This is a genomic window from Devosia sp. Root105 (assembly GCF_001424865.1).
Taxonomy (GTDB): domain Bacteria; phylum Pseudomonadota; class Alphaproteobacteria; order Rhizobiales; family Devosiaceae; genus Devosia_A.
In genome coordinates this window covers 252,859-278,798 of sequence record NZ_LMCR01000001.1, presented here as the reverse complement: position 1 = coordinate 278,798, position 25,940 = coordinate 252,859, and the positions used below count along the sequence as shown (strand labels likewise).

Sequence of the window (25,940 nt, the reverse complement as noted above, 5' to 3'; positions counted from 1 at the left end):
AAAGCGGGAACCTCCGTTTACCGGACCCTCGGCGCGCGCGAAAACAGAGTTTCCCGCTTTCGCGGGAATGACACCGCGTTTGGGGCTGGCCCCTTGGATTTCCTGAAATGAACGACCAGACCCCCACCACCCGCCACGTTCCGGATCGGCTCGACAATCCGCTGCGCTCGGCGCTGTTCAGCTGGCCCAGTCTGCTGCTCGTCGTCGCGGTGGCGATCTTTATCGTCAACTCGCTGGCTTCGCCCTATTTCCTGTCGCCCTGGTCGCTCAGCGATGCGACCTTCAACTTCACCGAGAAGGCGCTGATCGCGCTCGCCATGGCGCTGCTGATCATCTCGGGCGAGATCGATCTGTCGGTCGCGGCAATCATCGCACTGGCCTCGACGGCGATGGGCTTTGCGCTGCAGTTCGGCATCGATACGCCGGGGCTTGTCGCCATCGGCATCGGCACGGGGCTCGCCTGCGGTGCCTTTAACGGCTTCCTCGTCACCCGGCTGGGGTTGCCTTCGATCGTCGTCACCATCGGCACGATGAGCCTGTTCCGCGGCATCAGCTTCATCGTCCTGGGCGACCAGGCCTTCAAGGGCTACCCCGAAAGCTTCGCCTTTTTCGGCCAGGGCTATGTCTGGTGGGTGGTGTCGTTCGAGTTCGTGCTCTTTATCGCAGCGGCCGCCATCTACTACGTGGCGCTGCACCGGACGAGCTTCGGCCGCCGCATCTTCGTCATCGGCAACAATGCGACCGCCGCCCAGTTCTCCGGCGTCCGCGTCGAGCGCGTCAAGTTCGTGCTGTTCTGTCTGACCGGGCTGATGGCCGGCATCGCCTCGGTGCTGCTGACCAGCCGCCTCGGCTCCACCCGTCCGTCGATCGCCCAGGGCTGGGAACTCGAGGTCATCACCATGGTTGTACTGGGTGGCGTCTCCATCCTTGGCGGCGCCGGTTCGATCGTCGGCGTGGTGATCGCCGCCTTCATCATGGGGCTTGTCACCTTCGGCCTCGGGCTCTTGAATGTCCCAGGTATCGTCATGTCGATCTTTATCGGACTGTTGCTCATCGTGGTGATCGCCCTGCCCATCGTCTACCGGATGGTTCGCAAGTGACCGTCAGCACCGTCGGGGTCATCGACATTGGCAAGTCCAATGCGAAAGTGGCGGTCGTCGATCTCGACAGCCGCACCGAGATCGCTGTGCGCAAGCGGCCGAATACTGTGCTGCGCGACGGCAAGTATCCGCATTTCGACATCGACGGCCTCTGGGACTTCGTCATGGGCGCGCTGCGCGAGCTCAACGCCGAGTTCCCGCTCGACGCCATCAGCGTCACCACCCATGGCGCCTCGGCGGCGCTGCTCGACGCCGATGGCGAACTGTCGCTGCCGGTGCTCGATTACGAGTTCGCCGGTCCCGACCAGTTCTGGGGTGAGTACGACCGGGCCCGTCCGGATTTCTCCGAGAGCTTCACCCCGCGGCTGCCCGGCGGGCTCAATGTCGGAGCGCAGCTGTTCTGGCAGGCGCGGGCCTTCCCCGCCGAGTTCGCCCGCACCCGCTGGATCCTGACCTATCCGCAATACTGGTCGTTCCGGCTGACCGGCGTCGCCGCCGAGGAGATCACCTCGCTCGGCTGCCACACTGACCTGTGGGATTTCACCACCAACCTCTATTCGTCGCTGGTGATGAAACAGGGGTGGCTCGAAAAGTTCGCCGAGGTGCGGCCGGCCTCCGACGTGCTCGGCGTGACCTTGCCCGAAGTGACGGCGGCACTGGGGCTCAAACGCCCGCTGCCGGTCTATTCTGGCATCCACGATTCCAACGCTTCGCTGCTGCCGCACATCCTCGAGCGCGATCCGCCATTCGGGCTGGTCTCGACCGGCACCTGGGTGATCGTCGCTTCGCCCGGCGGCGACATCGACAATCTCGACCTCAAGCGCGACTGCCTCGCCAATATCGATGCGCTGGGCCGTCCGGTGCCGTCGGCGCGCTTCATGGGCGGACGCGAATTCGAGATGCTGACCACGCCGCGCGAGCCCTCGGCCGAGACCATCGAGCGGGTACTGAACAAGGCGATCCTCCTGACCCCGTCGGTGGTGCAGGGTTCGGGCCCGTTCCCCGGGCGAGAGGCACAGTGGAGCCAGCCACGCGAAACGCTCGGCGATGACGAGGTCTATGTCGTGACCTCGTTCTACCTGGCGATGATGACAGCCGAATGCCTCAGGCTGACCGGCGCCGAGAACCACACGGTGGTCGAGGGACCATTCGCCGGCAACGCGCTCTATCTGCGGATGCTGGCGGCGGCGACCGGGCGGCCGGTGGAGCCGGTAAAGCGCAGCGCCACTGGCACCTCGATCGGCGCGGCGCTGCTGGCGCGAATGGATCGGCCGCGGCCCGACGGACATGCGCCGGTGCTGGTCGAGGGGGATGCTACGGCGGCCGCGTATGCGGCGGCGTGGCGAAAGCTGGTGGGCTAGCGTCCCCTCTCCCCTCTGGGGAGAGGGTTAGGGTGAGGGGTAGCCAAGCACTCCGAAGAGTGGTTAGCGCTTCAATTGCTCACGCATGGTCCGGTGCGCTTGGCGCCCTTCACCCCAGCCCTCTCCCCAGAGGGGCGAGGGGGCGCGGTGGCACTGCCGGTGCAACACCTGCGGCGAGCGCTTCACGGATCACGCTTCCGGACGCAGTGCGTCGCGGACGGCCGCCTCGGCGGCTTCGATCGATGCAAACACCTGGCCATCCACTCCGAACGCGTCGAGCTTGACGGCGAGGAAGCGGAAACCGGCATCGTGCGCGACCAGGACGCCCTTTGGTTCACCGTCGATATCGACAGCTATGGGCTTGGCGCTATGTGGCTTTTCGAAGTGGGCATGCTGCATGGAATGACCTCCATCGGCACGTCTCTGGGGACGGCCGGGGTGTTACCTGAACTGTGAGACGAATGGGTGACAGAGGTCACATTCGTTTGGGTCGGTAACACCCGTTGGAGCGATCTACCCATTTACCAATAAGCCCGGTTTGGAGAGTGGTGCGAATAGCGAAGTGCATGTTCGTCTCCTTCCGGCGGCCGATGGCCTGGGTGATTCCAATGCGGACGAGACTAGCTCGTCGCCCGCAGCTTTTGTGTGGCGAAGCTGAGTCCGCCATCGGGTACTTGTACGGCGTCGAGGCCCCGAGGTCTATCCGGCTTTCGTCGACGCTGGCGGAAAGATAGGTGAGCCTCGGCGGTTTCGCCAGCCCCAGCCGTTCCAAATAGCTAGCATGAAAGCGAAATTTCCTGCCCGGCAGATTCGATCGGACGAAAACTTCAGAGCGTGGCGAGCAGCGCCTCCCCGCGCGGCGACAGCCGGTAGCCGACTTCGAGGCTGATGGTTAGCCCGAGCGCCTTGAGCTTGCGGATGTTGAGCTTGAACTCGGCTCGCTCTATGCCGGCGCTTTCGGCGAGCGTGGTGGAGACGATGCCGGGATGGTCGGCGATCAGTTGCAGTGCCTGTTTCGTCCACGGCGCCGGCGCCGCCTTGTCGAGCTTCAGCAACCTGACTGCCAGCGTCTCCAACTCGAGAGCATCTGGTTCGGCTTCGCGCAGCGCCTCGCGCGGGTCGGGTCCGGCGGGGTGGAGGCGAATACGGTAGCAGGTGCCCTGCTGCGCCTCGAACATGGCGATGACGCCAGCCCGGTCCTTGTAGCCGGCAGCGCGCGCCTCGTCCTCGGTGACTTCGCCCGGCTCGATCGCTTCGACCGAATCGATGCCGACCATGCCGAGCGCCGTCCGTACCGTACCGCCGGGCTTCACCGTCGGCTTCTTCCAGCGGCGGAAGGCCAGCGTGCACTGGCCGCCAAAAATGGCTTCGAGGTCTTTGGTGCGGAACAGCATGGGCCGAACTCTACCCGGAGTTTCACTCGACGCAACGGTTGCTACGAAAGTATGCCAACCGGATAAGGGGCGTGGGCTTCCCGCCTTGAAATCGATTGCATAACATGTTGAGCTACGCCTGAGCGGATCCTGGGGGAGCATCGCCGCTCACCCAAAATGCCTCGCGAGTAGGCACCATCCGTTCGAGGGAGGACATCGTTGGCCGATACGGAGACGCGCGACAACAAGCGCGCCAAGGCTCGCCAGCCGCGTCGCGCCGCCGGCAAGCCGGGCGGCAAACCGACCCTGCGCACCATTGCCGAAATGACCGGGCTCGCCATCACCACGATTTCGCGGGCCCTCAACAACGCCCCGGAGCTGTCCGAGGAAACCCGCGTCCGGGTGCAGAAGATCGCAGCCGAGGTCGGCTATGTGCCCGACCGCACGGCCCTGAGGCTGAAGACCGGGCGCACCCATGTGGTCAGCCTGATTCTCGACCCGCATGATGAAATCCTCGGCTTCGGCCAGTCGATGGTGTCGGGGCTGACCGAGGCGTTGCGCGGCACGCCCTATCATCTGGTCATCACCCCGATGTTCACCGGCGGCGCGCCGATCGACCCGATCCGCTATATCCTGCGTAACAAGGCAGCGGACGGAGTGATCTTCTCGCGCACCCAGCCGGACGACGACCGGGCGAAGCTGTTGATGGAAGAGAACTTCCCCTTCGTCTCGCATGGCCGCACGGCTCTCCCCTCGGCCCACCCCTATGTCGACTACGACAACTATGCCTTCGCCCACCATGCGGTGATGCGGCTCAAGGCCAAGGGCTGCCGCAAGGTGACGATCATCCTGCCGCCCGACCGCTTCAGCTTCGGCCACCACCTGCGCGATGGCTTCATGGCGGCGATCCGCGAGACTGGGCTCGACTACGAAATCATCGATGGCGCGACGCTCGATAACACCGCCGACCAGATCCGCCTTGCCACCATGCGGCGGATCGCCGAACCGGATGCGCCGGACGGCTTCATCTGCACCGGCGATGCCGCGGCTCTGTCGATCATGGCCGGAATCACCGATGCCGGCTTCGAGATCGGCAAGGACGTGCAGATGGTGGTGAAGCAGACCTCCGGCATCTTCAGCCAGGTGCGGCCCAAGGTCGACGCCATCTTCGAGGACACGGCGCTGGCCGGCAAGCAGATGGGCGAACTGCTGCTCCGCCGCATCAATGGCGAACCGGCCGAGCAATTGCAGATCCTGCATGAGCCGGAGATCTGGTTTTAGCGGACGTCGACTGGCTGTAGCGCGTGTGGCCACCCCCACCCTTGATCCCTCCCCACAAGGGGACGCGGTAGCGCCCTGAGGGGAGGGAGATCCGACTGCAAGCTCTCGGTTCCTGCGTCTCCCTCCCCCTTGTGGGGAGGGCAGCAAGGCTTGTGAGCGAAGCGAACTAGCGTCGCTGGGTGGGGGTAGCACCACGCTCAGGGTTTAGCCGGCGCCTACCGCCCACCCTCGATCTTCCGGTGCCGCTGGTTCACCCCGCCCTTGCCGTACGGATAATCGGCAACCTCCGGCGCACTGGCGTCGGTGAGCTGCTGAGTGTGCTCGGCATCGAGCTTGAGACCCGCGGCCGCCAGGTTGTCGGCGAGCTGTTCGCGGGTGCGGGCGCCGAGGATCACCGAAGTGACGGCCGGGCGATCGGCGAGCCAGGCGAGCGCCACCCGCGCCATCGGGACACCGAGCGATTTTGCCACCGCTTCGACGGCAGCGATGACGCGCCAGGTCCGTTCCTGCTCATTGCGCGGTCCATACGATTCCTGCCCGCGGTTGGGGTTTTCCCCCAGCCGTGTTGAACCCGTCGGCATCTGGTCGCGCTTGTACTTGCCGGTGAGCCAGCCGCCGCCGAGCGGCGACCAGGGCAGGAGCCCGATATTGGCGTCGAGCGCCGCCGGTACGATCTCGTGCTCGATATCGCGGACCAGGAGGTTGTAGTGCGGCTGCAGCGTGATCGGCGGCGCGAGACCGCCGGCCTTGGCGATCCACGACGCCTTGGTCAGCTGCCAGCCGATGAAGTTGGAAAAGCCGTAATAGCCGATCTTGCCGTTGCGGATGGCGTCGTCGAGGAACCTCAGCGTCTCCTCCAGCGGGGTCAGCGCATCGAAGGCGTGCATCTGGTAGAGGTCGATATGTTCAACCCCGAGCCGGCTCAGCGAGGCGTCGAGCGCCTGGTTGAGATGACGGCGCGACAGCCCCAGATCGTTCGGCCCGTCGCCCATCGGGAAGCGCGCCTTGGTGGTGACCAGCACCTGTTTGGCCGCCTCCGGCCGGGCCTTCAGCCAGCGCCCGACTATCTCTTCCGATGTGCCGGCCGAATAGACGTCGGCGGTGTCGAGGAAATTGCCGCCCGCCGCCACATAGTCGTCCATCAGCTGGAACGACGTCGCCTCATCCGCCTCGGCCCCGAACGTCATGGTGCCCAAGGTCTGTGATGAGACGATGGCGCCGCTATTGCCGAGCTTACGATACTGCATGATTTCCCTCGATCGATTGAATCGCTTCAAGCGACTTCATAGTCGGTGCGGCTGTCATGGTCGAGTCGAACTATCGAAGGGTGGGTGGCCATCAGGCTGGCCGCGGCTCAGCCGATAGCGCAGAGCCGCGACCCGCCCGACTGCCTTGTGTTCCCGAGGAGCGGGCAGCCTGGCTTGACCGTCACTCTGGGATTGCCGGGGTCGAACGGCCGCCATAGGACTTGTCGATCAGGGAGACGTTGTTGCCGTGCAGCCAGCGATAGGGCTCGTGCATGGCGAGAACGCCGCGATCGATCCAGGGCTGGATGAAGCTTTCGAGCGGGGCGGTCAGGTAGTCCGGCTCGTCCTTCCGCTTCAGCAACTGGACATTGTAGTCGAGGATCGCCTCGGTGAACTCCTGCGTATAGCCGCCATTGTCGATGACCTCGAACCGGCCGTGGCAGGGGTAGATGGATCTGGCGTCCATCGCCAGCAGCGAGCGATAGGTCATGATCTGCGCCGCGATTTCGCTGGTCATGGCCGGCGTGTTGAACGTCACCGTGTCCTCCACCGCATCAGCGGCGAGCAGGATCTTGTCCTTGGGCAGGTAGGCGACGAGGTGGCCGAGCTGGTGCACGAAGGTCTCGATCAGCTCGATCTGCAGGTCCTTGAGCCACACCGTCATCCGCCCATCGAACGTGCGGTTCGGCAGCACGACTTCCTTGACGCCGGGATAGTTCGGATCGCCCGCGCCCCAGATCTCGCCGCTCAGCATCTGCGGTGCATAGGCCTGCAGCTTCCAGCGGGTGCGATTGGTCGCGATGATATCGGCGTTCTTATAGAGGTAGTTGCCGGCGATGTGGTCGCAGTCCCAGTGCGAGTTGATCACCGAGACATGCTTGATCCCCATCTCGCGGATATAGGCGTCGATGGCTTCCATCTGCTCGCCATAGACCATGGTGTCGAAGACGATGGCGCTGTCGCCGCGGTGCAGCACGTAGTTGCAGACACCGAGCTTCATGTCGATGTTGCCCTTTATCCACTCTGGATAGTCGGCGATGTCGCGGCCATCGTAGAAGCAGATCAGGTAGTCGTTGATGTGCGAAACGCGCAGCTTCGGCACGAAGGGTTCGCGGACGATGTCCGTCTTGCTCGGCATGATGCCTCCGGTCACTCAATGAGATAGGGGCGGTCATCTTCCTGGTCGTGCTTTCGAGGCGGAAAAATCTGCAACCTTTCCTGAAAGCACTCCGCGACGACCGCCCGGATGGTCACTCGGCCCAGCGCACCGAGCCGTAGTCGATATTGCCCGGCGCATAGGCGGCGCGGAGGTCGAGATCGACGAGGCCCTTGGGGGCGACCACCACGTCGTCGACGCCGACCAGCGGGATGAACAGGCCATTGTCGAAATACAGATGCCCTGCCTTCTCGTAGAGCGCGTTGCGCGCCGTGATATCGGTCAGCGTACCGGCTTCCTGCAGCAGCGCATCGGCCTCGGGCAGCCCGCGGCCGTAGAAGTTGATCGGCGCGCCTGAGGCAAAGAAGATGCCTGACTGGTTCTCGGGATGGAGCGCATCCGGGGTCAGCTTGCCGATGTAGAAGTCGGGGCCATCCGGGTTGTCCTTGAGCCCGAATGCGGCGCCCTGCGGCAGGATGGTGACAGTGGCGTTGATGCCGATGCTGGCGAGCTGCGCGACCAGCAGGTCACCGACCCGGCCGAGCGCGTTCGACTCTTCGGTGCTGATGCCGATGGTAAGGGTGACCGGCCCCTTGGCTGTGACCGTGGCCTTGGCGGCTTCGAGATCAGCAGGGAACACGACCGGGGTTACCGGGTCGAGCATGGCCTCGGGATAGACCGACTTGGCCGGATGGCCATAGGCGCCGAAGGCGTCCGCCACCCAGGTCGCCGGGTTGATGGCGGTGAGGAAGGCCTTGAGGACTTCAGGGTCGGCAAGCGGCCCGGTCGGCTTCACGAAGCCGATGATTTCCGATGTGCTGGGCGCCGCAGTTGCTTGGAGATCGGGCGGGAGCGAGGCGAGCTGGGCCCACGGGTAGTTGGCGGGAACCGCGTCGGTTTCCTGCGCCTGCAGGTTCAGCACCTGCTGGCCGATATCGGGCACCAGTGGCAGCTCGATGGTCGAGAAGAACGGCGCCTTGCCGTAGTAGCTGTCATTGCGCTCGAGCGTGTAGCCCTGGCCGCGCTCGAAGCTCGTGAGCTTGAACGGCCCGGTGCCGTCGGCGTTGCTGTCGAGCCACGCGCCAGCCGCCTTGCCACCGCCATTGTGGGCGAGCGCCTTAGGGCTGATGACCTTGGGGCCCCAGGGGCTCGCGAAACTGTCGAGCAGCGAGGGCTGCGGCATGCCGAGCGTGATGACGACGGTCTTGTCGTCCGGTGCGGCGATGTCCTTCACGTTCCACAGGAAGTAGCTGAGGATCAGCTCGCTGTCGCGGCGACGCTCGAACGAGGTCTTGACCGCTGCGGCGTTGAATGGGGTGCCGTCATGGAAACTCGCGCCCTCGACGAGATTGAACGTGTAGGTGAGGCCATCGTCCGAGATGGTCCAGTCCTTGGCGAGGAGGCCGCGGATTTCGGCGCTGCCCGGCACGTATTCGACGAGACCCTCGTAGACATTGTTGATGGCCGCGAGGCCGTCCATTTCGAAGGCATTGTCCGGATCGAACGAGTCGAAATCGGTGGCGATCGGCAGGCGCAGGGTTTCCTGGGCCTGGACAGCGCCGGCGGACAGGATGGCGAGAAGTGCGGCGCCGGCAAGCAGCCGGCCCGTGACGTGGCTGAATGGTTTCATTGTTGACGACATGAGTCGCTCCCTTGAACAGGGATCGACGGACCATCGTCGCCAATCCCTTGGCTTACGAGGTCTCCCGGGCTTTTGTCCCGCCGTGCGTCCGGCGGACTGTGGCGCCCGCCGGTGGCAGCTCTCGGACCAGACACGCAAAAAGCGCCGGAACCCTAGCCACCAGTCTCAGGCATGACGATGCAAGGGTCATGCCAGTGGTGTGGAATAGGTAAGGGGTTGGAATTGCTGATGATTGCGACCGCGATGGGCGACATCAGCGGTTAGATATGACCAAAAAATATGCGATGGAACAAATCTGCACAATTGTAAGGCGTGATGTGGCTCGTTGTATGACGGGATGGTGCAGTGGTCCTCCCCTGCGCAGCGGGGCGGATCACCGAGAGACCGAGGCTTACTAAAGCGCGATCCGCGGGTCCGCCACCGACTGCAGCACTTCCACCAGCATCGTGACGAGGATGTAGAACGCCCCGAACACCATGGCGATGCCGAGCACCGCCGGCAGGTCGGAACTCCCGAACGACTGCACGGTGTAAAGACCGAGTCCCGGCCACGAGAAGATGCGCTCGACGATCAGGAGGTTCCCGTACAGCAGGCCGACCTGCAGCCCGAGCATGGCGAGCGGGGCCGAGGCGGCGTTGCGCAGCCCGTGGCGGAAGAAGATGCGGCCACCGCTGAGGCCCTTGCCGCGCGCGGTGCGGATATAGGGTTGGCGCATCACATCGACGAGTGCCGAGTTGAGCGAGCGACCCACCGAAATGGCGATCGGGACCGACAGGGCCAGTGCCGGCAGGAAGAGGTGCCAGATGGCGTTGAGGGCGATGTCGGGACGTCCCAGCAGCAGCCCGTCGAGGACGAAGAAGCCGGTCGGTCCGGTGAAGCGGCGGATGTCGAGGCGACCGCTGCCGGGGAACCAGCCGAGCTTGAACCAGAGGAAATAGGCGAGCAGCAGCGCGGTCAGGAAGATCGGGAACGAGCCTGCCGCCAGCATGCCGAGCCGTACACCGCCCGAGCGGGTCATCGTCGTCTGCGCAAAGGCGAGGAGGAACGCGAAGCTGGTGCCCAGCAGCATGGCGAAAACGATCAGCTCGAGCGAGGCCGGACCGTATTTCAGCACATCGGCTGCGATCGGCTGCCGGGTGCGGATCGAGGTGCCGAGATCGCCCTGAGCGAGGCGGCTCATGAACTGCCCGTATTGCACCAGCAGCGGCTGGTCGAGGCCGAGTTCGGCGCGGATGCGCTCGATCGTTTCGACCGGCGCCGAGGGACCGGCAAGGGCGCGGGCCGGGTCAGCCGGAATGATCGCCTGGAGGCAGAAGACGATGAAGCTCATCACCACGAGGACGAGGACGAGGCCGCCGAGGCGTTTGGCGAGATATGCCAGCATGTCATGCACCTCGAAGGGCGGAACGGATGCCGTCGCCGGCGAGGTTGGCGAGGATCGACATCAAGAAGATCACCAGCGCCGGGATGATGGGCAGCCACCAATAGACGGTGAGGCTGTCGACCGAGCGTGAGGTCATGGCGCCGAGTTCGGGGGCCGGGGCGGGGAGGCCGAGGCCGAGGAAGGAGATCACCGACAGGGTCAGGATGATGTTGGCGACATCGAGCGTCGCCGCCACCGCCAGCGCCGGCACCGCCCCCGGCAAGAGGTAGCGCAACATCAGGCGCGGGCCCTTCACCCCGGCGATGCGGGCTGCCTCGACATGCGGCCGGGCCCGGATGCGGCGGACTTCGTCGCGGGCCATGCGGGCATACCACGGCCACCAGAAGATGGTGATGGCGATCATGGTGTTGATGAGGCCGGGCCCGAGCGCCGCGACGACAGCGAGGGCGATCAGCGTCGAGGGGAGCACGAGGAACAGCTCCACCACCCGCTGCAGCAGCGTATCGACCCAGCCGCCGACCATGCCGGCGAAGACGCCGATCACCGTGCCGATGAGCAAGGCGATGCCGATGACGGCGAGGCCTGGGAGCCAGGTGTAGCGGACACCGAGGACGACGCGCGAGAACAGGTCGCGGCCGATTTCGTCGGTACCGAACCAGTGCGCGGCGTCGGGCGGCAGGTACGCGGCGGCGACGCGCAGCATCGGGTCGTAGGGTACGAAAAACGGGCCAAAGATGGCGAGGAGCGTGATGACGAACACACCGGCAAGGCCGATGCGTTCGAGCCAGCCGACGCGGCGGAGCCACGCGAAGGCGGGGGGTGCGGTGGGGGCGGAGAGTTCGGTTGCGAGGGCCATTGTCGGTCTCGGTCAGCTGGCTAGAGCATCTGATTGGTCGCGCTCTCGAGGTGGAAAAGTCTGCAACTTTTCCTGAGAGCCCTCCAAGCGCGGCACGGCGCCGACCAGCATTTTCGTGTAGGGCGCCTGCGGGGCGGAAATGACCTGATCAGCCTCGCCGACTTCGATGAGATGGCCTTTCTCCAGCACCGCGATGCGGTCGGCGATAAGCCGGGCGGCGGCGAGATCGTGAGTGACGAACAGCATGGCCATGCCCATGGAGCGGCGGAGGCTCCCGAGGAGGTTGAGCGTCTGCGCCGCGAGGGAAACGTCCATGGCGCTGATCGGCTCGTCGCAGAGCAGCAGCTTTGGCGGCACGACCACGGCCCGGGCGACGGTAATGCGCTGGCACTGGCCGCCAGAAAGTTCGCTCGGCAGGGCGTGCTGCAGCGCCGGATCGACGCCAACGAGCTTCAGCGCTTCGGCGACCTTATTGTCCTGTTCACGCCGGCTAAGCCCCAGCGGACGGAGGCGGTCGCGGATCTGTTCGCCGACGGTGAGCCAGGGTGTAAGCGCCGCGACGGCATCCTGAAACACCACTTGCGGCGGGATGCCGCCGAACCATGATACGTCGCCCTCGTCGGGGGCGAGGAGGCCCGCCGCGATGCGGAGCAGGGTGGATTTGCCCGAGCCACTTTCACCGACGAGCGCGACGCACTCGCCTTGCTGGATCCGCAGGTCGATGCCGGCGAGGACCTGGGTCTGGCGGGCAGGCCGTAGGATCCCGCGCTTCGGGCCGAAGCTCTTCTCGATGCGGTAGAGCTCGAGCGCATTGGCTTCGCTCGCCGATGCCTCGGGCCAGCTCGGAGCTTCGCGAGCGCGGGCGAGCAGGTCCGGCACCCGATTGGATTGGAAGCACGCGACCTGTCGCCCATCCTGCCGGCGCACCAGGTCCGGCTTGCGCTCGGAGCACTCGGCTTCGGCAAGGGGGCAGCGGGTGACGTAGTTGCAGTGCGCGCCGCTCGGCCGCGCCCGCAGCTGCTCGGAGGCGAGCGTCCCAAGCTGGCGGCTGCGGTCGGAATCGAGATCGAAGCGGGCGGCGAGGAGGCCCGCCGAGTAAGGGTGCGACGGCGCGGCGATCAGCGCGCGGGTGTGCCCGACTTCGGCAACGCGCCCGCCATAAAGCACCATCACCCGGTCGGCGAGTTCGGCGGCGACAGCGAGGTCGTGCGTGATGAAGAGCGTGGCGGTGTTGTGCTCACGGGCGAGATCGCGGAGCAGGGTCAGGATCTGCGCCTGCACCGTGACATCGAGTGCAGTCGTCGGCTCGTCGGCGATCAGCACGCGCGGCTTTGCCGCCATGCTCATCGCGATCAGCACGCGCTGGCGCTGGCCGCCCGACAGGCGGTGCGGCATGTCTGCGGCGATGCGCCTGGGGTTGGGCAGGCCGGTGCGGGCGAGCCACTCGAGCACTTCGTCGGCGCTGAGCCCGCTCTCACGCAACTGCGCGCCGATGCTCATCGTGGGGTTGAGCGCGCCCATCGGATCCTGTGGGACAGCGCGGACGAGGCTAAGTCGGAGGTCGCGCAACTCACGCGGCTTGGCGCCGACGATCTCGCGCCCGGCGAGGCGGATGCTGCCAGATATCTCGGGCTGCGCTTCGGCTGGGAGGAGCCCCTGCAGCGTCAGGCCGATGGTGGACTTGCCGGAGCCGCTCTCGCCGACGAGCGCGACGACCTCGCCCGGGGCGAGATCGAAGTCGATGCCGTCGAGCACAGTGCTGGCGCGGCCATCGCGGCTGAGGCGGACGTGGAGGCCGCGGATGGAAAGAACAGGGGCTTCGGGTTCGGTCGCTGGAAGAGTCATCGCTCCCTCACGTTGAGGGATGACGAGACGCTACGCTCGCCAATCCCTTGGCTAACGAGGTCTCCCGGGCTTTTGTCCCGCCGTGCACCTGGCGGGATGTCTCTCCCGGCCAGTGGCAGCTCTCGGACCAGCCGCGCCGAAGCGCCGGAACCCTAGCCACCAACTCTCAGCTAGTGAAGCAAGCTCCGTGCCAGGCGGGAACGGCCAGAAACTATGGAATTATGCGGGTCGATGCATCCACGCTGCTCCAATTCTGAGCAACGCACATCGCCTTGCTTATTGGATTGGCATAACGGCCGGCGGCCGACAGCAACTGGATGCCTTGGCGCTACCCCTCGATTTCCTCGCGCAGGGCTTCCAGTTCCAGCCATTCGTCCTCGGCCTTGCCGAGCGCTGCCTGGGCCTTTTCCAGCACCTTGCCGGTGTCGGTGAACTTCTGCGGGTCGCGGGCATAGAGGTTGCCATCGGCCAGCACCGCATTGAGCTTGGCGATCTCGGCTTCGAGCCTGGCGATCTCCTTGGGCAGGGTCTCGAGCGCATGCTTCTGCTTGAAGCTGAGCTTCTGCTTGGCGGCGGGATGCGAGCTGGTCTGCGGCAGTGCCGCCTGCCGTCCACCCTTCGGCTTCGGGGCGCTGGCGGGCGCCGTGACGCCATAGCCGCGCTGGCTCACCATGTCGGAATAGCCGCCCGGGTACTCGGTCCATTGCCCGCCGCCGTCCGACACCACCACTGAGGTGGCGACGCGGTCGAGGAAATCGCGGTCGTGGCTGACGACGATCACTGTACCCGGGTAGTCGGCCAGCATTTCCTGTAAGAGGTCGAGCGTTTCGAGGTCGAGGTCGTTGGTCGGTTCGTCCAGCACCAGCACGTTCGAGGGCAGCGACAGCACCCGCGCCAGCACCAGCCGGCCACGCTCGCCGCCTGACAGCTTGCTGACCGCGGTGCCGGCCTGCTCGGGGCCGAACAGGAAGTCCTTCAGATAGCCCATGAAGTGCTTGGGCTGGCCGTTGATGACGAGGGTATCCGAGCCGCCGCCGGTCACTGCCTCCTTGAGCGTCATGTCGGCGCTGAGCGTGGCGCGGCGCTGGTCGAGGCTGGCGAGTTCGAGGTTGGCGCCGAGCCGCACCGTGCCGCTGTCGGGCGGCAGCTCGCCGGTCAACAGCTTGATCAGGGTGGTCTTGCCCGCGCCATTGGCGCCGATGATCCCCAGCCGGTCGCCCCGGATCACCCTTGTGGTGAAATCCTTGACGATGACCCGCTCGCCAAAGGCCTTCGAGATATCCTTGGCCTCCATCACCATCTTGCCCGAGGTCTCGCCCTCGGCGACCGAGATCTTCACCTCGCCGACGCCGCGCTTCAGGTCGCGCCGTTCCTGGCGCAGCGCGAGCAGCCCGTCGAGCCGGCGCACGTTGCGCTTGCGCCGGGCGGTGACGCCATAAGTCAGCCAGTGTTCTTCGCGGACGATCTGCCGGTCGAGCTTGTGCCGGGCGGTTTCCTCCTCCTCCAGCACCTGGTCGCGCCATTCCTCGAAGCCGCCGAACCCCTTGTCGAGGCGGCGGGTGACGCCGCGGTCGAGCCAGACGGTCGAGCGGGTGAGGTCGGCGAGAAAGCGCCGGTCGTGGCTGATGATCACCAGCGCCGAGCGGATGCTGGAAAGCTCGTTCTCCAGCCACTCGATGGCCGGCAGGTCGAGGTGGTTGGTCGGCTCATCGAGCAGGATAATGTCCGGTTCGGGGGCCAGCACCCGGGCCAGGGCGGCGCGGCGCGCCTCGCCGCCGGAGAGTCGATGTGGCTCCTCGTTGCCGGTGAGGCCGAGCGCGTTGAGCAGGTAGGTGGCGCGGTAATGATCGTCGCCCGCCTGCATGCCGGCTTCGACATAGGCGAGCACGTTGGGATAGCCCGACAGATCCGGTTCCTGCGGAAGATAGCGGATGGTGGCGCCCGGCTGCAGGAAGCGACGGCCGCCATCGGGCTCGATTTCGCCGGCGGCGATCTTCAGCAGCGTCGATTTGCCGGAGCCGTTGCGGCCGACCAGCGCCACCTTCTCGCCCGGCAGCAGCGACAGTTCGGCGCCCTCCAGCAGCTCGCTGGAGCCCAGACGCAGGCGGATTTGCTGCAGGAACAATATGGGCGCGGCGGCCATCGGCTAGTCCAGTTCAATAGGTTCGGGGGCATAGAGCATGGGGCCGCCGCGAGATCAACGCGGGGGGGGCGCGCTGGAGCGCTTTCAAGAAAATGCCTGTCCTCGCGAAGGCGGGGATTGCAGACGTTACCGGTTCGGAGACGCGCCAAATCAAAGACTTGAAGCACTTCGGCGCTTCTGCCGCGGCGAACTGCTGTTGCTGCCAAAGATGAATGAACCGAGCCTGACGGCCAGAGTCACAAGCCGTTCAACTGCCACTTGGCAAAAGCGCCCGGCCTCGGGCTTCGGGCAGGTCGGGCAGGTGAGCGAGGGCCATGGGTTTGGGCCTTTGTCCGTCTGCCGGCAACCCCAGAGAGAGACTGGGTTCCGCCGCACGATCAACGCCCTTCGGGTCGGGCGCGTGTGGCGAAAGGGCGGATGCCGGACGGTTGGAGTCGGTCCGGCATCCGCCGCTAAGTCAGAGGGTTCAGTGCGCCGCTTCGCGGATCAGCACCGGCTCCATATCTTCGAACTTGAGGCCAAGCCGATCGCGCAGCGAGCGCCGCTTCGAAGCGAGGTCGGCGATAGTGTAGCTCTCGAGCACATTGAAGAACGCGCCCAGTGCCTCGCGCAACGCCGCATTGACGTCGCAGCTGTCGGCCAAGGGGCATGTCACGTCGCCATCCTCGAAGCACTCGGCCATCGAGAAGCTCTCTTCGGTGAGGCGGACGGTGTCGAGCAGGGTGATCTCTTCGGCCGGACGGCCGAGCTTGATGCCGCCGCGGCGGCCGCGCACCGTCTCGATCAGGCCGTTTTCAACCAGCGGCTTGATCAGCTTGAACAGGAACAGTTCCGAAATCGCATGTGCCTTGGCGATGTCGGCGACCCGGCTGAGGCCGGGCGCATTGACCGCACAATAGATCAGAGTGCGGATGGCGTAGTTGGACTGGCGAGTCAGTCTCATCGAATCTCCGATTCGGCGCGTCACGCCGACTTCTTGCTGCTTCCCCACGCAAAGCCCCGGATACCGGGCAATCTCTGCGGCTGGATGGGGTCTGGAACCGCCCACAGTTTATAACGGTTCTAAACTTAGTCAAGAAAACATGACGCCTGCGTTCAGGATTGTGCGGGCGGGGGAGATCGGCCCGCCCGCACATCGCATCATTTGTCGAGATAGGGCCGGTGCAGCGCCAGGTCAGGCTCGCTGAGGCGATCCTGCGCGGTAAAGTTCTGGTGCCAGTAGGGGTAGGGGAGGTTCGGCTGGCTGACCGCGTCGAGTCTGCCCAGTTCCTCGGCGGTGAGCTGCAGCTCGGCGGCTTTCAGGTTGTCCTCGAACTGCTCGATATTGCGGCCGCCGACGATCACCGAGGCAACGATCGGCTTACTCAACAGCCAGGCCAGCGACACCTGCGCGCCGGAGACGCCATGCGCGCTGGCCACTTCGTTGACCACATCGACGATCTTCCACAGGTGCTCCGGATCATAGATCGGCGGCTCCTTGAAGCCGCGCACCTGCCGGCCATCGCTCGGCTTCGAGTTGCGGGTGTACTTGCCCGACAGCCACCCGCCGGCCAGCGGCGACCACACCAGCACCGAAACGCCCTGGTCGAGCCCGGCCGGGATCAGCTCGAACTCGGCCTCACGCGAATGCAGCGTGTAGTGGATCTGCTGGGAGACGAAGCGCTGGTAGTTGCGCTCGTTCGAGGTGGCGAGCGCCTTCATCAGGTGCCAGGCCGAATAGTTCGAGCAGCCGATATAGCGGACCTTGCCCGAGCGGACGAGCGTATCGAGCGCCTCCAGCGTTTCCTCGAGCGGCGTCTGCCCGTCCCACTCATGCACCTGGTAGAGGTCGATGACGTCGGTCTTCATCCGTTTGAGCGACGCTTCCGCCTCGCGGATGATGTGCCAGCGGCTGAGGCCGCGATCATTGGGCCCCTTGCCGCGTGGGAAGCGCACCTTGGTGGCGATCAGCAGCCGATCACGCCGCCCGTCGGTCAGCGCCTCGCCGATGATCGTTTCCGAGACGCTCCCCGAATAGACGTTGGCGGTGTCGATCAGGTTGACGCCATGGTCGAGGCAGAGGTCGATCTGGCGCTGCGCCTCCTTGACGTTGGTATCGCCCCACAACCCATCGCCGCCGAACGTCGCCGTGCCGATCGACAGCGACGAGACCTTGAGGCCGGAACGGCCGAGCAATCGATAGTCCATGCTACCCTCCAGGAAATGTCGGCGCGGACCCTAAACCAGCGCGATGACAATGGGGAGTGTCCAAAGGCACGACGGAGCGCCGGCCGCCGGAAGCGGGGACAGAGACCGGCAGAAGAGCCTTCCAGGGGCTGATCTCGCAACCCGCTTTGCGTGAGTTAACGAACCGCTACCCGGGTCGTCAGGCAACGGTCAGCACGACCGCCTTACTCTACGGCTCGGAGGTGGTGGAGGTGATCGCTTACATCGTGCAATTGCCAAGGGGCGACATCAGGCGCTTCGGCATGTTCAGCAGCATCGTGGTGCAGTCCGAGGAGATTCCCAGCATCGTCAGCATCGAGCCCGGTTACGCCGTGCGGCTGATGCGAGCCCACACGCAGATGGCTGCCATCATGGGGCAGATGTTCCCGACCTGGCGGATCGAACGGCTGACCGAGACGACGCGGCGCCCGTCATCAGGCCGGCCAGTGCTGCTGCACCCGCCCATCCTCGCTTTCAAGAAAGACCCGGTTATCGCCTCGGGTCCGCCGGGCCATGTCGACCGCGGCGCGGACCGCCCGATCCAGCGTTGAGTGGTTCGCGAGGACGGTAGGGCCGACGCTCAGGGTCCAGCGACCTTGGTTCGGGGAGACGAGAAATCGGAGGGGCTGCATCATCTGTTGCGTGCGCCGATCCTGTTACGAGGACACCAGCGTGCGCAATGCCGCGTTATCGGCGCGTTAACCGTTTGGCTGGTCAGGAGACCACGGTAATTTTCTCGCTGGCGCGGGTGACCCCGGTGTAGAGCCAGCGCTGCCGATCCTCGCGGAAGACATAGCTTTCGTCGAACAGGTAGACGTTGTCCCACTGGCTGCCCTGGGCTTTGTGCACGGTGAGGCAATAGCCGAAAGTGAACTCGTCGTACTGGCGGCGCTCGGGCCAGCTCAGCTGGTCTTCTTCGCCCGAAAAGAACGCCGCGTGCGTCACCACTTTGGCCTGCGTCGCCTTGGCGCCGGTGACTTCGTCCGGGTCGAGCGTCATCGAGTAGCGGGCGTTGGAGCGCTTCTTGACCTCGGCAGCCGTCCAGATCTGGCCATTGAGCAGCTTCTTGACCGGGTTGTTCCTGAGGCACACCAGGCGATCGCCGGCCACCGGCTCGTGCCGGGGCAGGTTCTTGATCTCGCGGATGCGGTCATTATAGGCCACCCGCGTCTTGTTGCGGCCGGCCAGCACCTGGTCAGCTTCCATCACCGCGTCGCGGTCGACATCGGCGCGCGGAATGACGAGGCTCTCGCCATAGCGGCCATGCTCGAGATAGCCGCCCTCGCGGATTTCCATCGACATGCGGATGATCGGGTTGTCCGCCGCCTGGCGGTGGATCTCGGTCAGCATATAGTCGGGCTCGTCGGCGGTGAAGAAACCAGCGCCCTGCACCGGCGGCAGCTGGAACGGATCGCCCAGCACCAGCACCTTGGTGCCGAAGCTGAGCAGGTCCCGGCCGAGCTGCTCGTCGACCATCGAGACCTCGTCGATGACGATCAGGTCGGCAGTCAGCGCCTCGCTTTCCGGGTCGAGCGCGAATTTCGGCTCGCCATCTTTCTCCGACACCAGCGCGTAGATCAGCGAGTGGATGGTCGAGGCGCCGCGCGCCCCGTATTTCCGCATCACCATCGCCGCCTTGCCGGTGAAGGCGGCATATTTCACCGACTTCACCCCCTGGGCGAGATGGCGGGCGAGCGTCGATTTGCCGGTGCCGGCCCAGCCGAACAGCCGGAACACCTGCTTGCCGTCCTTGTCCTTCAGCCAGCGCGATACCGACTGCAGCGCTTCATCCTGTTGCGGCGACCACTCCATCAGCCGATGCGCACCGTGACGGTTCCGATGCCTGATATCGAGCCTTCGAGCAGGTCGCCTTTGACCACAGCAGAGACCCCGGCCGGCGTACCGGTGAAGATCAGGTCGCCGGGGAATAGCTCGAAATACTTCGACAACTCGGCGATCACATGCGGCAGGTCCCAGGTCATGTCGGCGATATCGGCCGACTGGCGGGTCTCGCCATTGACGCGGAGCTCGATGGCGCCCCTGAGCGGGGTTGGAATGCTCGCGGCCGGGACCAGTGTGCCGATCGGCGCGGAATGGTCGAACCCTTTGGCCACTTCCCAGGGCTTGGCGCCCTTCTTGGCCCAGGCCTGCAGGTCGCGGCGCGTCAGGTCAATGCCGACCGCATAGCCCCAGACGTGGTTCATCGCCTCGGCGACGGCGATGTTCCTGCCGCCGGCGCCGATGGCGGCGACCAGCTCGATCTCGTGGTGGTGGTTCTGCGTCTCGGACGGGTAAGGCGAATCGGCGCCCTCGATCACCAGCGCATCGGCGGGTTTGGCGAAGAAGAACGGCGGCTCGGCATTGGGATCGTGCCCCATCTCGCGCGCGTGCTCGGCATAGTTGCGGCCCACGCAATAGATGCGGCGAACCGGGAACAGTCCTCCGCCGGCAACGGGGACGGCAGGCTGCGGCGGCGGCGCGATAACGTAATCGGACATCGTGGTTCCCATACTCTGAGGCGCGCCACACTAATCGAATCGGTCGTGGGACAAAATGAGAACTTTGCTCGTCGGCAAGTTCCCTGGGGGCGGCGGCTGCGCCGTTTGGGGTGCTTGACTTGGCCGTTGGGGTCGGGCTCGGGTTGACCTCTACTTGAGGAGTACGCCGTGACCGCCATCGACCCGTTCGACATTCCCAACCTGGTGCCGGACTTCGAGGCGGTGAAGAATGGCAACCTCGCCGCCAGCGCCCGCACCCGCGCCACACTGAGGAGCCGGTTCGACCTCAGCTACGGCGACGGAGCGCGGCAGCGGCTCGACCTGTTCTTTCCCGAGAACGCCACGGGGCCGCTGCCGATCCACATGTTCATCCACGGCGGCTACTGGTTCTTGAACGACAAGGAAATGTTCGCCTTTCCCGCCGAGACCATCACCCGCAGCGGCGCGATCGCGGCGATCGTCGAATACACGCTGATCCCCAATTCCCGCATGGCGCAGCTGGTCGACGAAGTGCGGCAGGCGGCCCGCTGGCTGATCGGAAATGCGGCAAGCTTCGGCGGCGACCCCAATGCGTTTTCGGCCTCGGGGCACTCGGCCGGGGGGCACCTCGCGAGCTATGTCGCGGCGCGCGCCCCGCACGAGGCGCATGCGCCCAATATCCCGGTGAAGTCGCTGCTGCTGGTGTCCGGGCTCTATGACCTGCGGCCGATCACCCAGAGCTACCTGCAGCCTGACCTGCTGCTGACCGACGAGGAGGTGGCCAACTTCTCCCCGCTCGGCGCCGAGCAGCTGGCCGGCCCCGAGGTGGTGGTGGCGGTCGGCCACAACGAGACCGAGCCGTTTCACCTGCAGGCGCAGGACCTCTGCTTCGCCGCCGAACGGCGCGGCCTCAACTACGAGCGGATCACGTTGCCCGATCTCGACCACATGACCATCGTCCGCGACCTCGGCCGGCCCGAGAGCCGCATGGGCGGGTTGCTGGCGGAGACGATTGCGGCGTCGCGGGGGTAGGGGTTCTGAACCGGTAGTCACGGGAGGCGGCCGAGCGGGGGGATGGCCCCCACCTCGCCTCCCCACCGGGTGTCATCCCAGCGAAAGCTGGGACCCATTTCACAGCCCGCGCGGAGGGAGAGTTGGGTCCCAGCTTTCGCTGGGATGACATCGAGTGGGTGGAGAAACCGTGCAACCCAACGGCGAAATCCCTCGAGCCCCCGCCCCTCAAACCTCGATATCGAACACCAGCAAACCCTTCACCCCACCCTCGAGCGCCGCAACCAGCCGCTTGCCCGCCTCCTGGTGCTTGCCATCGGCGAGGTACGCGTCGCGCGCCGCGGCGTCCGGAAAGTCCATGGTAAAACCGTCGACAAAGCCCTGGTGCAGGCCCTCGGGCGAGACGTTCGGCCCATAGCTCATGTGATCGATCGCAAGATGCACGCCGAGTGCTGCGAGCTGGTCGTAGATCGACTGTATCTCGCTCAGGGGGACATCGTCGCGGAATTTCAGGAACACGCAGTGCCGGATGGTCATCAGTAGGTGGTCCTGCCGCCCGAGAGATCGAACACCGAGGCGGTGGTAAAACTGTTTTCCTTCGACACCAGCCAGGCGACCATGTTGGCGAGCTCATCCACCTCGAGGAAGCGGCCGCGCGGGATGCGGCTCAGCATGTACTCGATGAACTCCTTGGTGACTTCCTTTAGGATGGCGGTATTGGCCACCGCCGGGGTGATGGCGTTGACCGCGATATCGTACTTGGCGACTTCCTTGCCCAGCGCCTTCACCAGCCCGAGCACGCCGGATTTTGAGGCGGCATAAGCGGCGGCATTGGGGTTGCCCTCCTTGCCGGCGACCGACGAGATGTTGACGATCCGGCCATAGTTGCGCGCCTTCATCGAGGGGATCACCACGCGGTTGACGTAGAACGTGCCGTTGAGGTTGATCTCGATGACGCGCCGCCATTCGTCGAGCCCATACTCGTCGAGCGGCGCGTTCTTGCCGGCAATGCCGGCCGAGTTGAGGAGGATCGAGACCGGGCCGACCTCCTTTTCCACCGTAGCATGCGCCGCGGCCAGCCCGTCATAATCGGTGATATCGACCGTCTGGCTCGATGCCTCTGCGCCGAGCAGCCCCGTTGCCAGCTTCAAGGCCTCGGCGTCGCGGTCCCAGAGGCTGACTTTGGCGCCCGAGGCGATGAAGCGCTTGGCACAGGCCAGGCCGAAGCCCGAGGCGCCGCCGGTGACCACTGCCACCTGCCCGTTGAGATCGATCTGATTCACGTTTGTTCCCTCGCTGCCGGTTTCCCCGGCCGTTTCCTCGCAACAACGGCTAACATGTTAGTTCCGATGAAACCAGTCGCTGCCGTGTCGATGCGCCGCGACCATCAAGATGATTGCCGCGCAAGGCGCTGTCGTGTGAGGGTTATTTACGGCTGGTGGCACGAGAGCAGGGGGCTGCACTCGGCTGGCCGATGCGAGGCATGACGCGCCATGGCCTACAAACCCTTCGATGCCGATGCGCTGATCGACGCTGCCGCGCCGCTGCTGCAGCTGCGCGTCGCACCCGAGCACCGGGCCGGCATCAAGCTCAACCTGAAGACCGCCTCGAAGATGGCGGCGCTGGTCGAGCAGATCAAGCTCGACGATGACGCCGAGCCGGCGCCGGTCTATCGCGCATGAAGGCGACCGCCGACGCCGTCGAGATCGCCGAAGCCGTCAAAGGCGGCCAGGTAACGGCACGCGCCGTGACCGAGGCGGCGCTCAAGCGCATCGAACGGCACAACCCGATGCTGGGCGCCTTCACCGACGTGACGGCGGCCCGGGCGCTCGAGCAGGCCGAACTGGTCGACAGCAAGATCCGCAACGCCATGGATCCCGGCCCGCTCGCCGGCGTGCCGTTCGCGGTCAAGAACCTCTACGACATCAAGGGCATCGCGACCCGCGCCGGCTCGAAGATCAACCGCGACAACCCGCCGGCAGCGCGCGATGCAACGCTGGTGAGCCGTCTCGAAGCCGCGGGCGCCGTGCTGCTCGGCGGCCTCAACATGGACGAATACGCCTACGGCTTCACCGGCGAGAACGCCCATGACGGCCCGTCGCGTAACCCACACGCCCTCGACCGGATGACCGGCGGCTCCTCAGCCGGCCCGGCTGCTGCGGTGGCTGGCGGGCTGGTGCCGTTGAGCCTCGGCTCCGACACCAACGGCTCGATCCGCGTGCCGGCCTCGTTCTGCGGCTTGTTCGGGCTGAAGCCGACCTATGGCCGGCTGAGCCGAGCCCACAGCTTCCCCTTTGTCTCCAGTCTCGATCACCTCGGTCCGCTCGCCCGCTCGACCCGCGACCTGGCTTTGGCCTATGACACGCTGCAGGGTTTTGACGAGGCCGATCCGGCGCAGACCAAGCGGGTGAACGAGCCGACCTTCGCGCGGCTGAAGCATCCGATCCCCGGGCTGCGCATCGCCGTCGCCGGCGAGTATTTCCTCGGCGCGCCGGAAGTGCAGGCGCAGGTACAGAAGGTGGCGAAGGCCCTCGAGGTGACCAAGACCGTCACCCTGCCCGATGCGCAGGCAGCCCGCGCCGCAGCCTTCCTCATCACCATGGCCGAGGGCGCGGCGTTGCATCTCGATCGGCTCAGGCAACGCCCCGACGATTTCGACCCCGAGGTGCGCGACCGGCTGCTCGCCGGGACCATGCTGCCTGCTGTCTGGGTGGAGCGGGCGCAAAAACTACGCCGGGTGTTCCGCGATCGGGTGCTGAAGCTGTTCGACGGCGTCGACGCCATCCTCGCCCCGGCAACGCCGATGAAGGCGCCGCTGCTCGGCCAGAAGACCGCGATGTTCGGCGGCGTCGAGCTGCCAGTACGGCCCAATCTGGGGATCTTCACCCAGCCGATCTCGTTCGTCGGCCTGCCGGTGGTGACGGTGCCGGTGTGGCAGTATGGCGAGGACCTGCCGCTCGGCGTCCAGGTGATCGCCGCGCCGTGGCGCGAGGATGTGTGCTTGAGGATCGCCCACCAGCTGGAAACGGCAGGGGTATGCAAGGCCCCGGTGGCGCAGGGGTTTGCGGACTGAGCTGAGAGGCAATTCGACCCGATTCACGCCGGTGCGGGCTGACCCCCACCCCTGTCCCCTCCCCGCAAGGGGGAGGGAGACCCTCACACTGACATCGCAGTTTGCGTCTCCCTCCCCCTTGCGGGGAGGGATCAAGGGTGGGGGTCCACAGCCACCAGCGGCAATGGATAGCTAGCCGTGCCGTTAAGCCGTCCAGCCGCCGTCGATGATCTGCACCTGGCCGGTGGTGTAGGTGGCGCCGGCGAGATAGACGGCGAGGTCGGCGACCTCTTCCGGCTGGCCGATGCGGCCAATCGGCTGGCGGGCGATGAAGGCTTTCTTCGCCGCTTCGAAATCGCCCGTGGCGTGCCAGCGTTCGTGCAGCGACGGCGATTCGACGGTGCCCGGGCAGATGGCGTTCACCCGGATGCCCTTGTCGGTATAGTCGGCGGCCATCGACTTGGTGAGCCCGACCACGGCGGCCTTCGAAATGGTGTAGGCGGCGCGGTTCGGCACCGCGGTCACCGACGAGGCGACAGTCGCCATGTTGATGATGCAGCCATCCTTACGCTCCAGCATCTGCGGCAGCACCGCCTTGATGGCGCGGATCTGCGCCCAGACGTTGAGGTCGAAGGCGAATTCGAGGTCCTTGTCGGGCATTTCGAGCACGGTACCCGACTGCACCACGCCGGCGCAGTTGAACAGGATATCGATGCGGCCGATCTCGGCCACCGCCTTGTTCACTTCTTCGGTGCTCAGCACGTTGAGAACCCGGGTGGTGACACCGGGAGTGCCGTCCAGCTCTTTGAGCTTTGCCGCATTGACGTCGGTGGCGATCACCTTGGCGCCGGCCTTGACGAAGGCATGCACCGAGGCAAGGCCGATACCCTGCGCCGCGGCGGTAATGAGAACGATCTTGCCGCTGATATCGGCCATGGGAAGTCTCCAGTTCTTGCTTGGTGTCTCAGGCAGCGAGATGCGCGTCGGGCGCGCGCCTCGCGGTGTAGATGGCGGTGGTCATGTTGCGCTCGACGCGACCGCCGAATTGCATGCCTGCGATGTCGAAAAGCCCGTCGAGCAGGCGCGTCCGCTCAAGCGGAGGCAGCGCAGTCACGTTGGAATAGGTGGAGTAGAGTGCGCGTACCCCTCGGGGGTCGAGGGCGAGCGTCCAGCGCAGGAACTGCGGCTCGTCTGACACGAACCCTGCAGCGTCAAAATCTGCGAGACGAGCGTCGGCATCGCTGGCGAACGAAAGTCTGCCCGAACCACGACCGGTGCTGACACGGTGTCCTTCGAACAGGTGTGCCGTGGCCTCATGGAACGGATCGGGACGTCCGGCGTCACCAAAGTCGTTCCAGATCAACGCCACCGAGCCGTTATCTCGCAGCAGGCCGCCGATGCGCTTGAGGGCTGGAACCGCATCAAGCCAGTGGAAGGCTGTCGCGCTGACCACCAGGTCGAAAGACGTGGGCCGCAGTTCGGCATCCTCGAAGGTTTCGCCGACCACCGTGAGGCGCGGGTCGGCTGCGGTCTTGGCGAGGAATGCTGCAAGCCGCGTATCAGGCTCGATCGCGACCAGCCGCGCCGGATCGTGCGTCAGCAGCGGAATCGTCGCGAGGCCGGTGCCCGCCCCAATCTCGAGGATGTCGATGCCGGCGCGAAGACCGGCCCGCTGCACCAGCGCATCCCAGGTCGCCTGCGGATAGGGCGGCCGGGCGGGATGATAGTTCGCCGGATCGGCGCCGAACGCTTCCCTGCCGAAGCTCCGCTCCAGACTGGCTGGTTCGCTGGCGACGATCGGCACGAT

Annotated in this window: 24 protein-coding genes and 2 riboswitches; of the genes, 7 read left to right on the top strand and 17 right to left on the bottom strand. The window is 65.6% G+C overall.

Features of this window, described 5'->3' with window-relative positions:
* The first annotated feature begins 107 nt into the window (after positions 1 to 107).
* Entirely contained in the window at positions 108 to 1,100 is a 993-nt protein-coding gene (locus tag ASC68_RS01335) for an ABC transporter permease (protein WP_055873606.1), read from the top strand.
* Positions 1,097 to 2,461 (top strand): FGGY-family carbohydrate kinase, encoded by a 1,365-nt coding sequence (locus ASC68_RS01330; RefSeq protein WP_055873604.1) that lies wholly within the window; start codon positions 1,097 to 1,099, stop codon positions 2,459 to 2,461. Before ASC68_RS01335 ends, ASC68_RS01330 begins: the two co-directional genes overlap by 4 nt.
* A 189-nt stretch (positions 2,462 to 2,650) precedes the next feature.
* On the opposite strand, the gene ASC68_RS01325 is transcribed toward ASC68_RS01330, so the two are convergent.
* Positions 2,651 to 2,860 (bottom strand): hypothetical protein, encoded by a 210-nt coding sequence (locus ASC68_RS01325; RefSeq protein WP_055873599.1) that lies wholly within the window; start codon positions 2,858 to 2,860, stop codon positions 2,651 to 2,653.
* Between the two features lie 428 nt (positions 2,861 to 3,288).
* Complete coding sequence (locus tag ASC68_RS01320; RefSeq protein WP_055873596.1) at positions 3,289 to 3,855, bottom strand: ASCH domain-containing protein; 567 nt, start codon at positions 3,853 to 3,855, stop codon at positions 3,289 to 3,291.
* A 198-nt stretch (positions 3,856 to 4,053) separates the two neighbouring features.
* Here ASC68_RS01320 and ASC68_RS01315 point away from each other — a divergent pair, with 198 nt between their 5' ends.
* Positions 4,054 to 5,115 (top strand): LacI family transcriptional regulator, encoded by a 1,062-nt coding sequence (locus ASC68_RS01315; protein ID WP_055873593.1) that lies wholly within the window; start codon positions 4,054 to 4,056, stop codon positions 5,113 to 5,115.
* Positions 5,116 to 5,330: 215 nt separating this feature from the next.
* Here the strand turns inward: ASC68_RS01315 and ASC68_RS01310 are convergent, their stop codons facing one another.
* The 9 genes from ASC68_RS01310 to ASC68_RS01270 form a co-directional block, all read right to left on the bottom strand.
* Entirely contained in the window at positions 5,331 to 6,362 is a 1,032-nt protein-coding gene (locus tag ASC68_RS01310) for an aldo/keto reductase (protein WP_055873590.1), read from the bottom strand.
* A gap of 181 nt (positions 6,363 to 6,543) precedes the next feature.
* Positions 6,544 to 7,500: an MBL fold metallo-hydrolase gene (locus ASC68_RS01305; protein ID WP_055873587.1), complete on the bottom strand. Its 957-nt coding sequence runs from the start codon at positions 7,498 to 7,500 to the stop codon at positions 6,544 to 6,546.
* Positions 7,501 to 7,612: 112 nt separating this feature from the next.
* Positions 7,613 to 9,160: an ABC transporter substrate-binding protein gene (locus ASC68_RS01300; protein ID WP_082527813.1), complete on the bottom strand. Its 1,548-nt coding sequence runs from the start codon at positions 9,158 to 9,160 to the stop codon at positions 7,613 to 7,615.
* 59 nt (positions 9,161 to 9,219) lie between these two features.
* Positions 9,220 to 9,327: riboswitch (guanidine-I (ykkC/yxkD leader) on the bottom strand.
* Positions 9,328 to 9,554: 227 nt separating this feature from the next.
* Positions 9,555 to 10,544 (bottom strand): ABC transporter permease, encoded by a 990-nt coding sequence (locus ASC68_RS01295; protein WP_055873581.1) that lies wholly within the window; start codon positions 10,542 to 10,544, stop codon positions 9,555 to 9,557.
* A 1-nt stretch (position 10,545) separates the two neighbouring features.
* Positions 10,546 to 11,400 (bottom strand): ABC transporter permease, encoded by an 855-nt coding sequence (locus tag ASC68_RS01290; RefSeq protein WP_055873578.1) that lies wholly within the window; start codon positions 11,398 to 11,400, stop codon positions 10,546 to 10,548.
* Positions 11,401 to 11,412: 12 nt separating this feature from the next.
* The gene (locus ASC68_RS01285) at positions 11,413 to 13,245 is read right to left on the bottom strand and encodes an ABC transporter ATP-binding protein (RefSeq protein ID WP_082527812.1); all 1,833 of its coding nucleotides are present in this window, start codon (positions 13,243 to 13,245) and stop codon (positions 11,413 to 11,415) included.
* Between the two features lie 59 nt (positions 13,246 to 13,304).
* Positions 13,305 to 13,412: riboswitch (guanidine-I (ykkC/yxkD leader) on the bottom strand.
* Positions 13,413 to 13,573: 161 nt separating this feature from the next.
* On the bottom strand, positions 13,574 to 15,388 hold the full coding sequence (locus ASC68_RS01280; protein ID WP_055873575.1) for an ATP-binding cassette domain-containing protein: 1,815 nt from the start codon (positions 15,386 to 15,388) through the stop codon (positions 13,574 to 13,576).
* A gap of 466 nt (positions 15,389 to 15,854) precedes the next feature.
* Positions 15,855 to 16,331: an iron-responsive transcriptional regulator RirA gene (gene rirA / locus ASC68_RS01275; protein ID WP_055873572.1), complete on the bottom strand. Its 477-nt coding sequence runs from the start codon at positions 16,329 to 16,331 to the stop codon at positions 15,855 to 15,857.
* Positions 16,332 to 16,528: 197 nt separating this feature from the next.
* Positions 16,529 to 17,575, bottom strand: coding sequence for an aldo/keto reductase (locus ASC68_RS01270; protein WP_055873569.1), 1,047 nt, complete (start codon positions 17,573 to 17,575; stop codon positions 16,529 to 16,531).
* Between the two features lie 56 nt (positions 17,576 to 17,631).
* Between ASC68_RS01270 and ASC68_RS29085 the strand changes: the two genes are divergently transcribed.
* The gene (locus ASC68_RS29085) at positions 17,632 to 18,144 is read left to right on the top strand and encodes a hypothetical protein (RefSeq protein ID WP_248310469.1); all 513 of its coding nucleotides are present in this window, start codon (positions 17,632 to 17,634) and stop codon (positions 18,142 to 18,144) included.
* Positions 18,145 to 18,307: 163 nt separating this feature from the next.
* On the opposite strand, the gene ASC68_RS01260 is transcribed toward ASC68_RS29085, so the two are convergent.
* Complete coding sequence (locus tag ASC68_RS01260; RefSeq protein ID WP_055873563.1) at positions 18,308 to 19,405, bottom strand: AAA family ATPase; 1,098 nt, start codon at positions 19,403 to 19,405, stop codon at positions 18,308 to 18,310.
* On the bottom strand, positions 19,405 to 20,091 hold the full coding sequence (locus ASC68_RS01255) for a fumarylacetoacetate hydrolase family protein (RefSeq protein WP_055873560.1): 687 nt from the start codon (positions 20,089 to 20,091) through the stop codon (positions 19,405 to 19,407). The genes ASC68_RS01260 and ASC68_RS01255 overlap by 1 nt, the downstream gene beginning before the upstream one ends.
* Before the next feature lie 168 nt (positions 20,092 to 20,259).
* On the opposite strand from ASC68_RS01255, the gene ASC68_RS01250 reads away from it, so the two are divergent.
* Positions 20,260 to 21,102, top strand: coding sequence for an alpha/beta hydrolase (locus tag ASC68_RS01250; protein WP_055873557.1), 843 nt, complete (start codon positions 20,260 to 20,262; stop codon positions 21,100 to 21,102).
* Positions 21,103 to 21,309: 207 nt separating this feature from the next.
* Here the strand turns inward: ASC68_RS01250 and ASC68_RS01245 are convergent, their stop codons facing one another.
* Entirely contained in the window at positions 21,310 to 21,618 is a 309-nt protein-coding gene (locus ASC68_RS01245; RefSeq protein ID WP_055873554.1) for a Dabb family protein, read from the bottom strand.
* Positions 21,618 to 22,364: an SDR family NAD(P)-dependent oxidoreductase gene (locus tag ASC68_RS01240; RefSeq protein WP_055873552.1), complete on the bottom strand. Its 747-nt coding sequence runs from the start codon at positions 22,362 to 22,364 to the stop codon at positions 21,618 to 21,620. Before ASC68_RS01240 ends, ASC68_RS01245 begins: the two co-directional genes overlap by 1 nt.
* A 210-nt stretch (positions 22,365 to 22,574) precedes the next feature.
* On the opposite strand from ASC68_RS01240, the gene ASC68_RS01235 reads away from it, so the two are divergent.
* Together ASC68_RS01235 and ASC68_RS01230 are read left to right on the top strand one after the other, a co-directional pair.
* A complete protein-coding gene (locus tag ASC68_RS01235; protein WP_055873549.1) occupies positions 22,575 to 22,763 on the top strand; it encodes a DUF4089 domain-containing protein in 189 nt (62 codons plus the stop codon).
* Entirely contained in the window at positions 22,760 to 24,154 is a 1,395-nt protein-coding gene (locus ASC68_RS01230; protein ID WP_055873544.1) for an AtzE family amidohydrolase, read from the top strand. Before ASC68_RS01235 ends, ASC68_RS01230 begins: the two co-directional genes overlap by 4 nt.
* A 183-nt stretch (positions 24,155 to 24,337) precedes the next feature.
* Here the strand turns inward: ASC68_RS01230 and ASC68_RS01225 are convergent, their stop codons facing one another.
* Together ASC68_RS01225 and ASC68_RS01220 are read right to left on the bottom strand one after the other, a co-directional pair.
* Positions 24,338 to 25,069, bottom strand: coding sequence for an SDR family oxidoreductase (locus tag ASC68_RS01225; RefSeq protein ID WP_055873541.1), 732 nt, complete (start codon positions 25,067 to 25,069; stop codon positions 24,338 to 24,340).
* A 28-nt stretch (positions 25,070 to 25,097) separates the two neighbouring features.
* The gene (locus ASC68_RS01220; protein ID WP_248310468.1) at positions 25,098 to 25,937 is read right to left on the bottom strand and encodes a class I SAM-dependent methyltransferase; all 840 of its coding nucleotides are present in this window, start codon (positions 25,935 to 25,937) and stop codon (positions 25,098 to 25,100) included.
* Positions 25,938 to 25,940 lie beyond the last annotated feature (3 nt).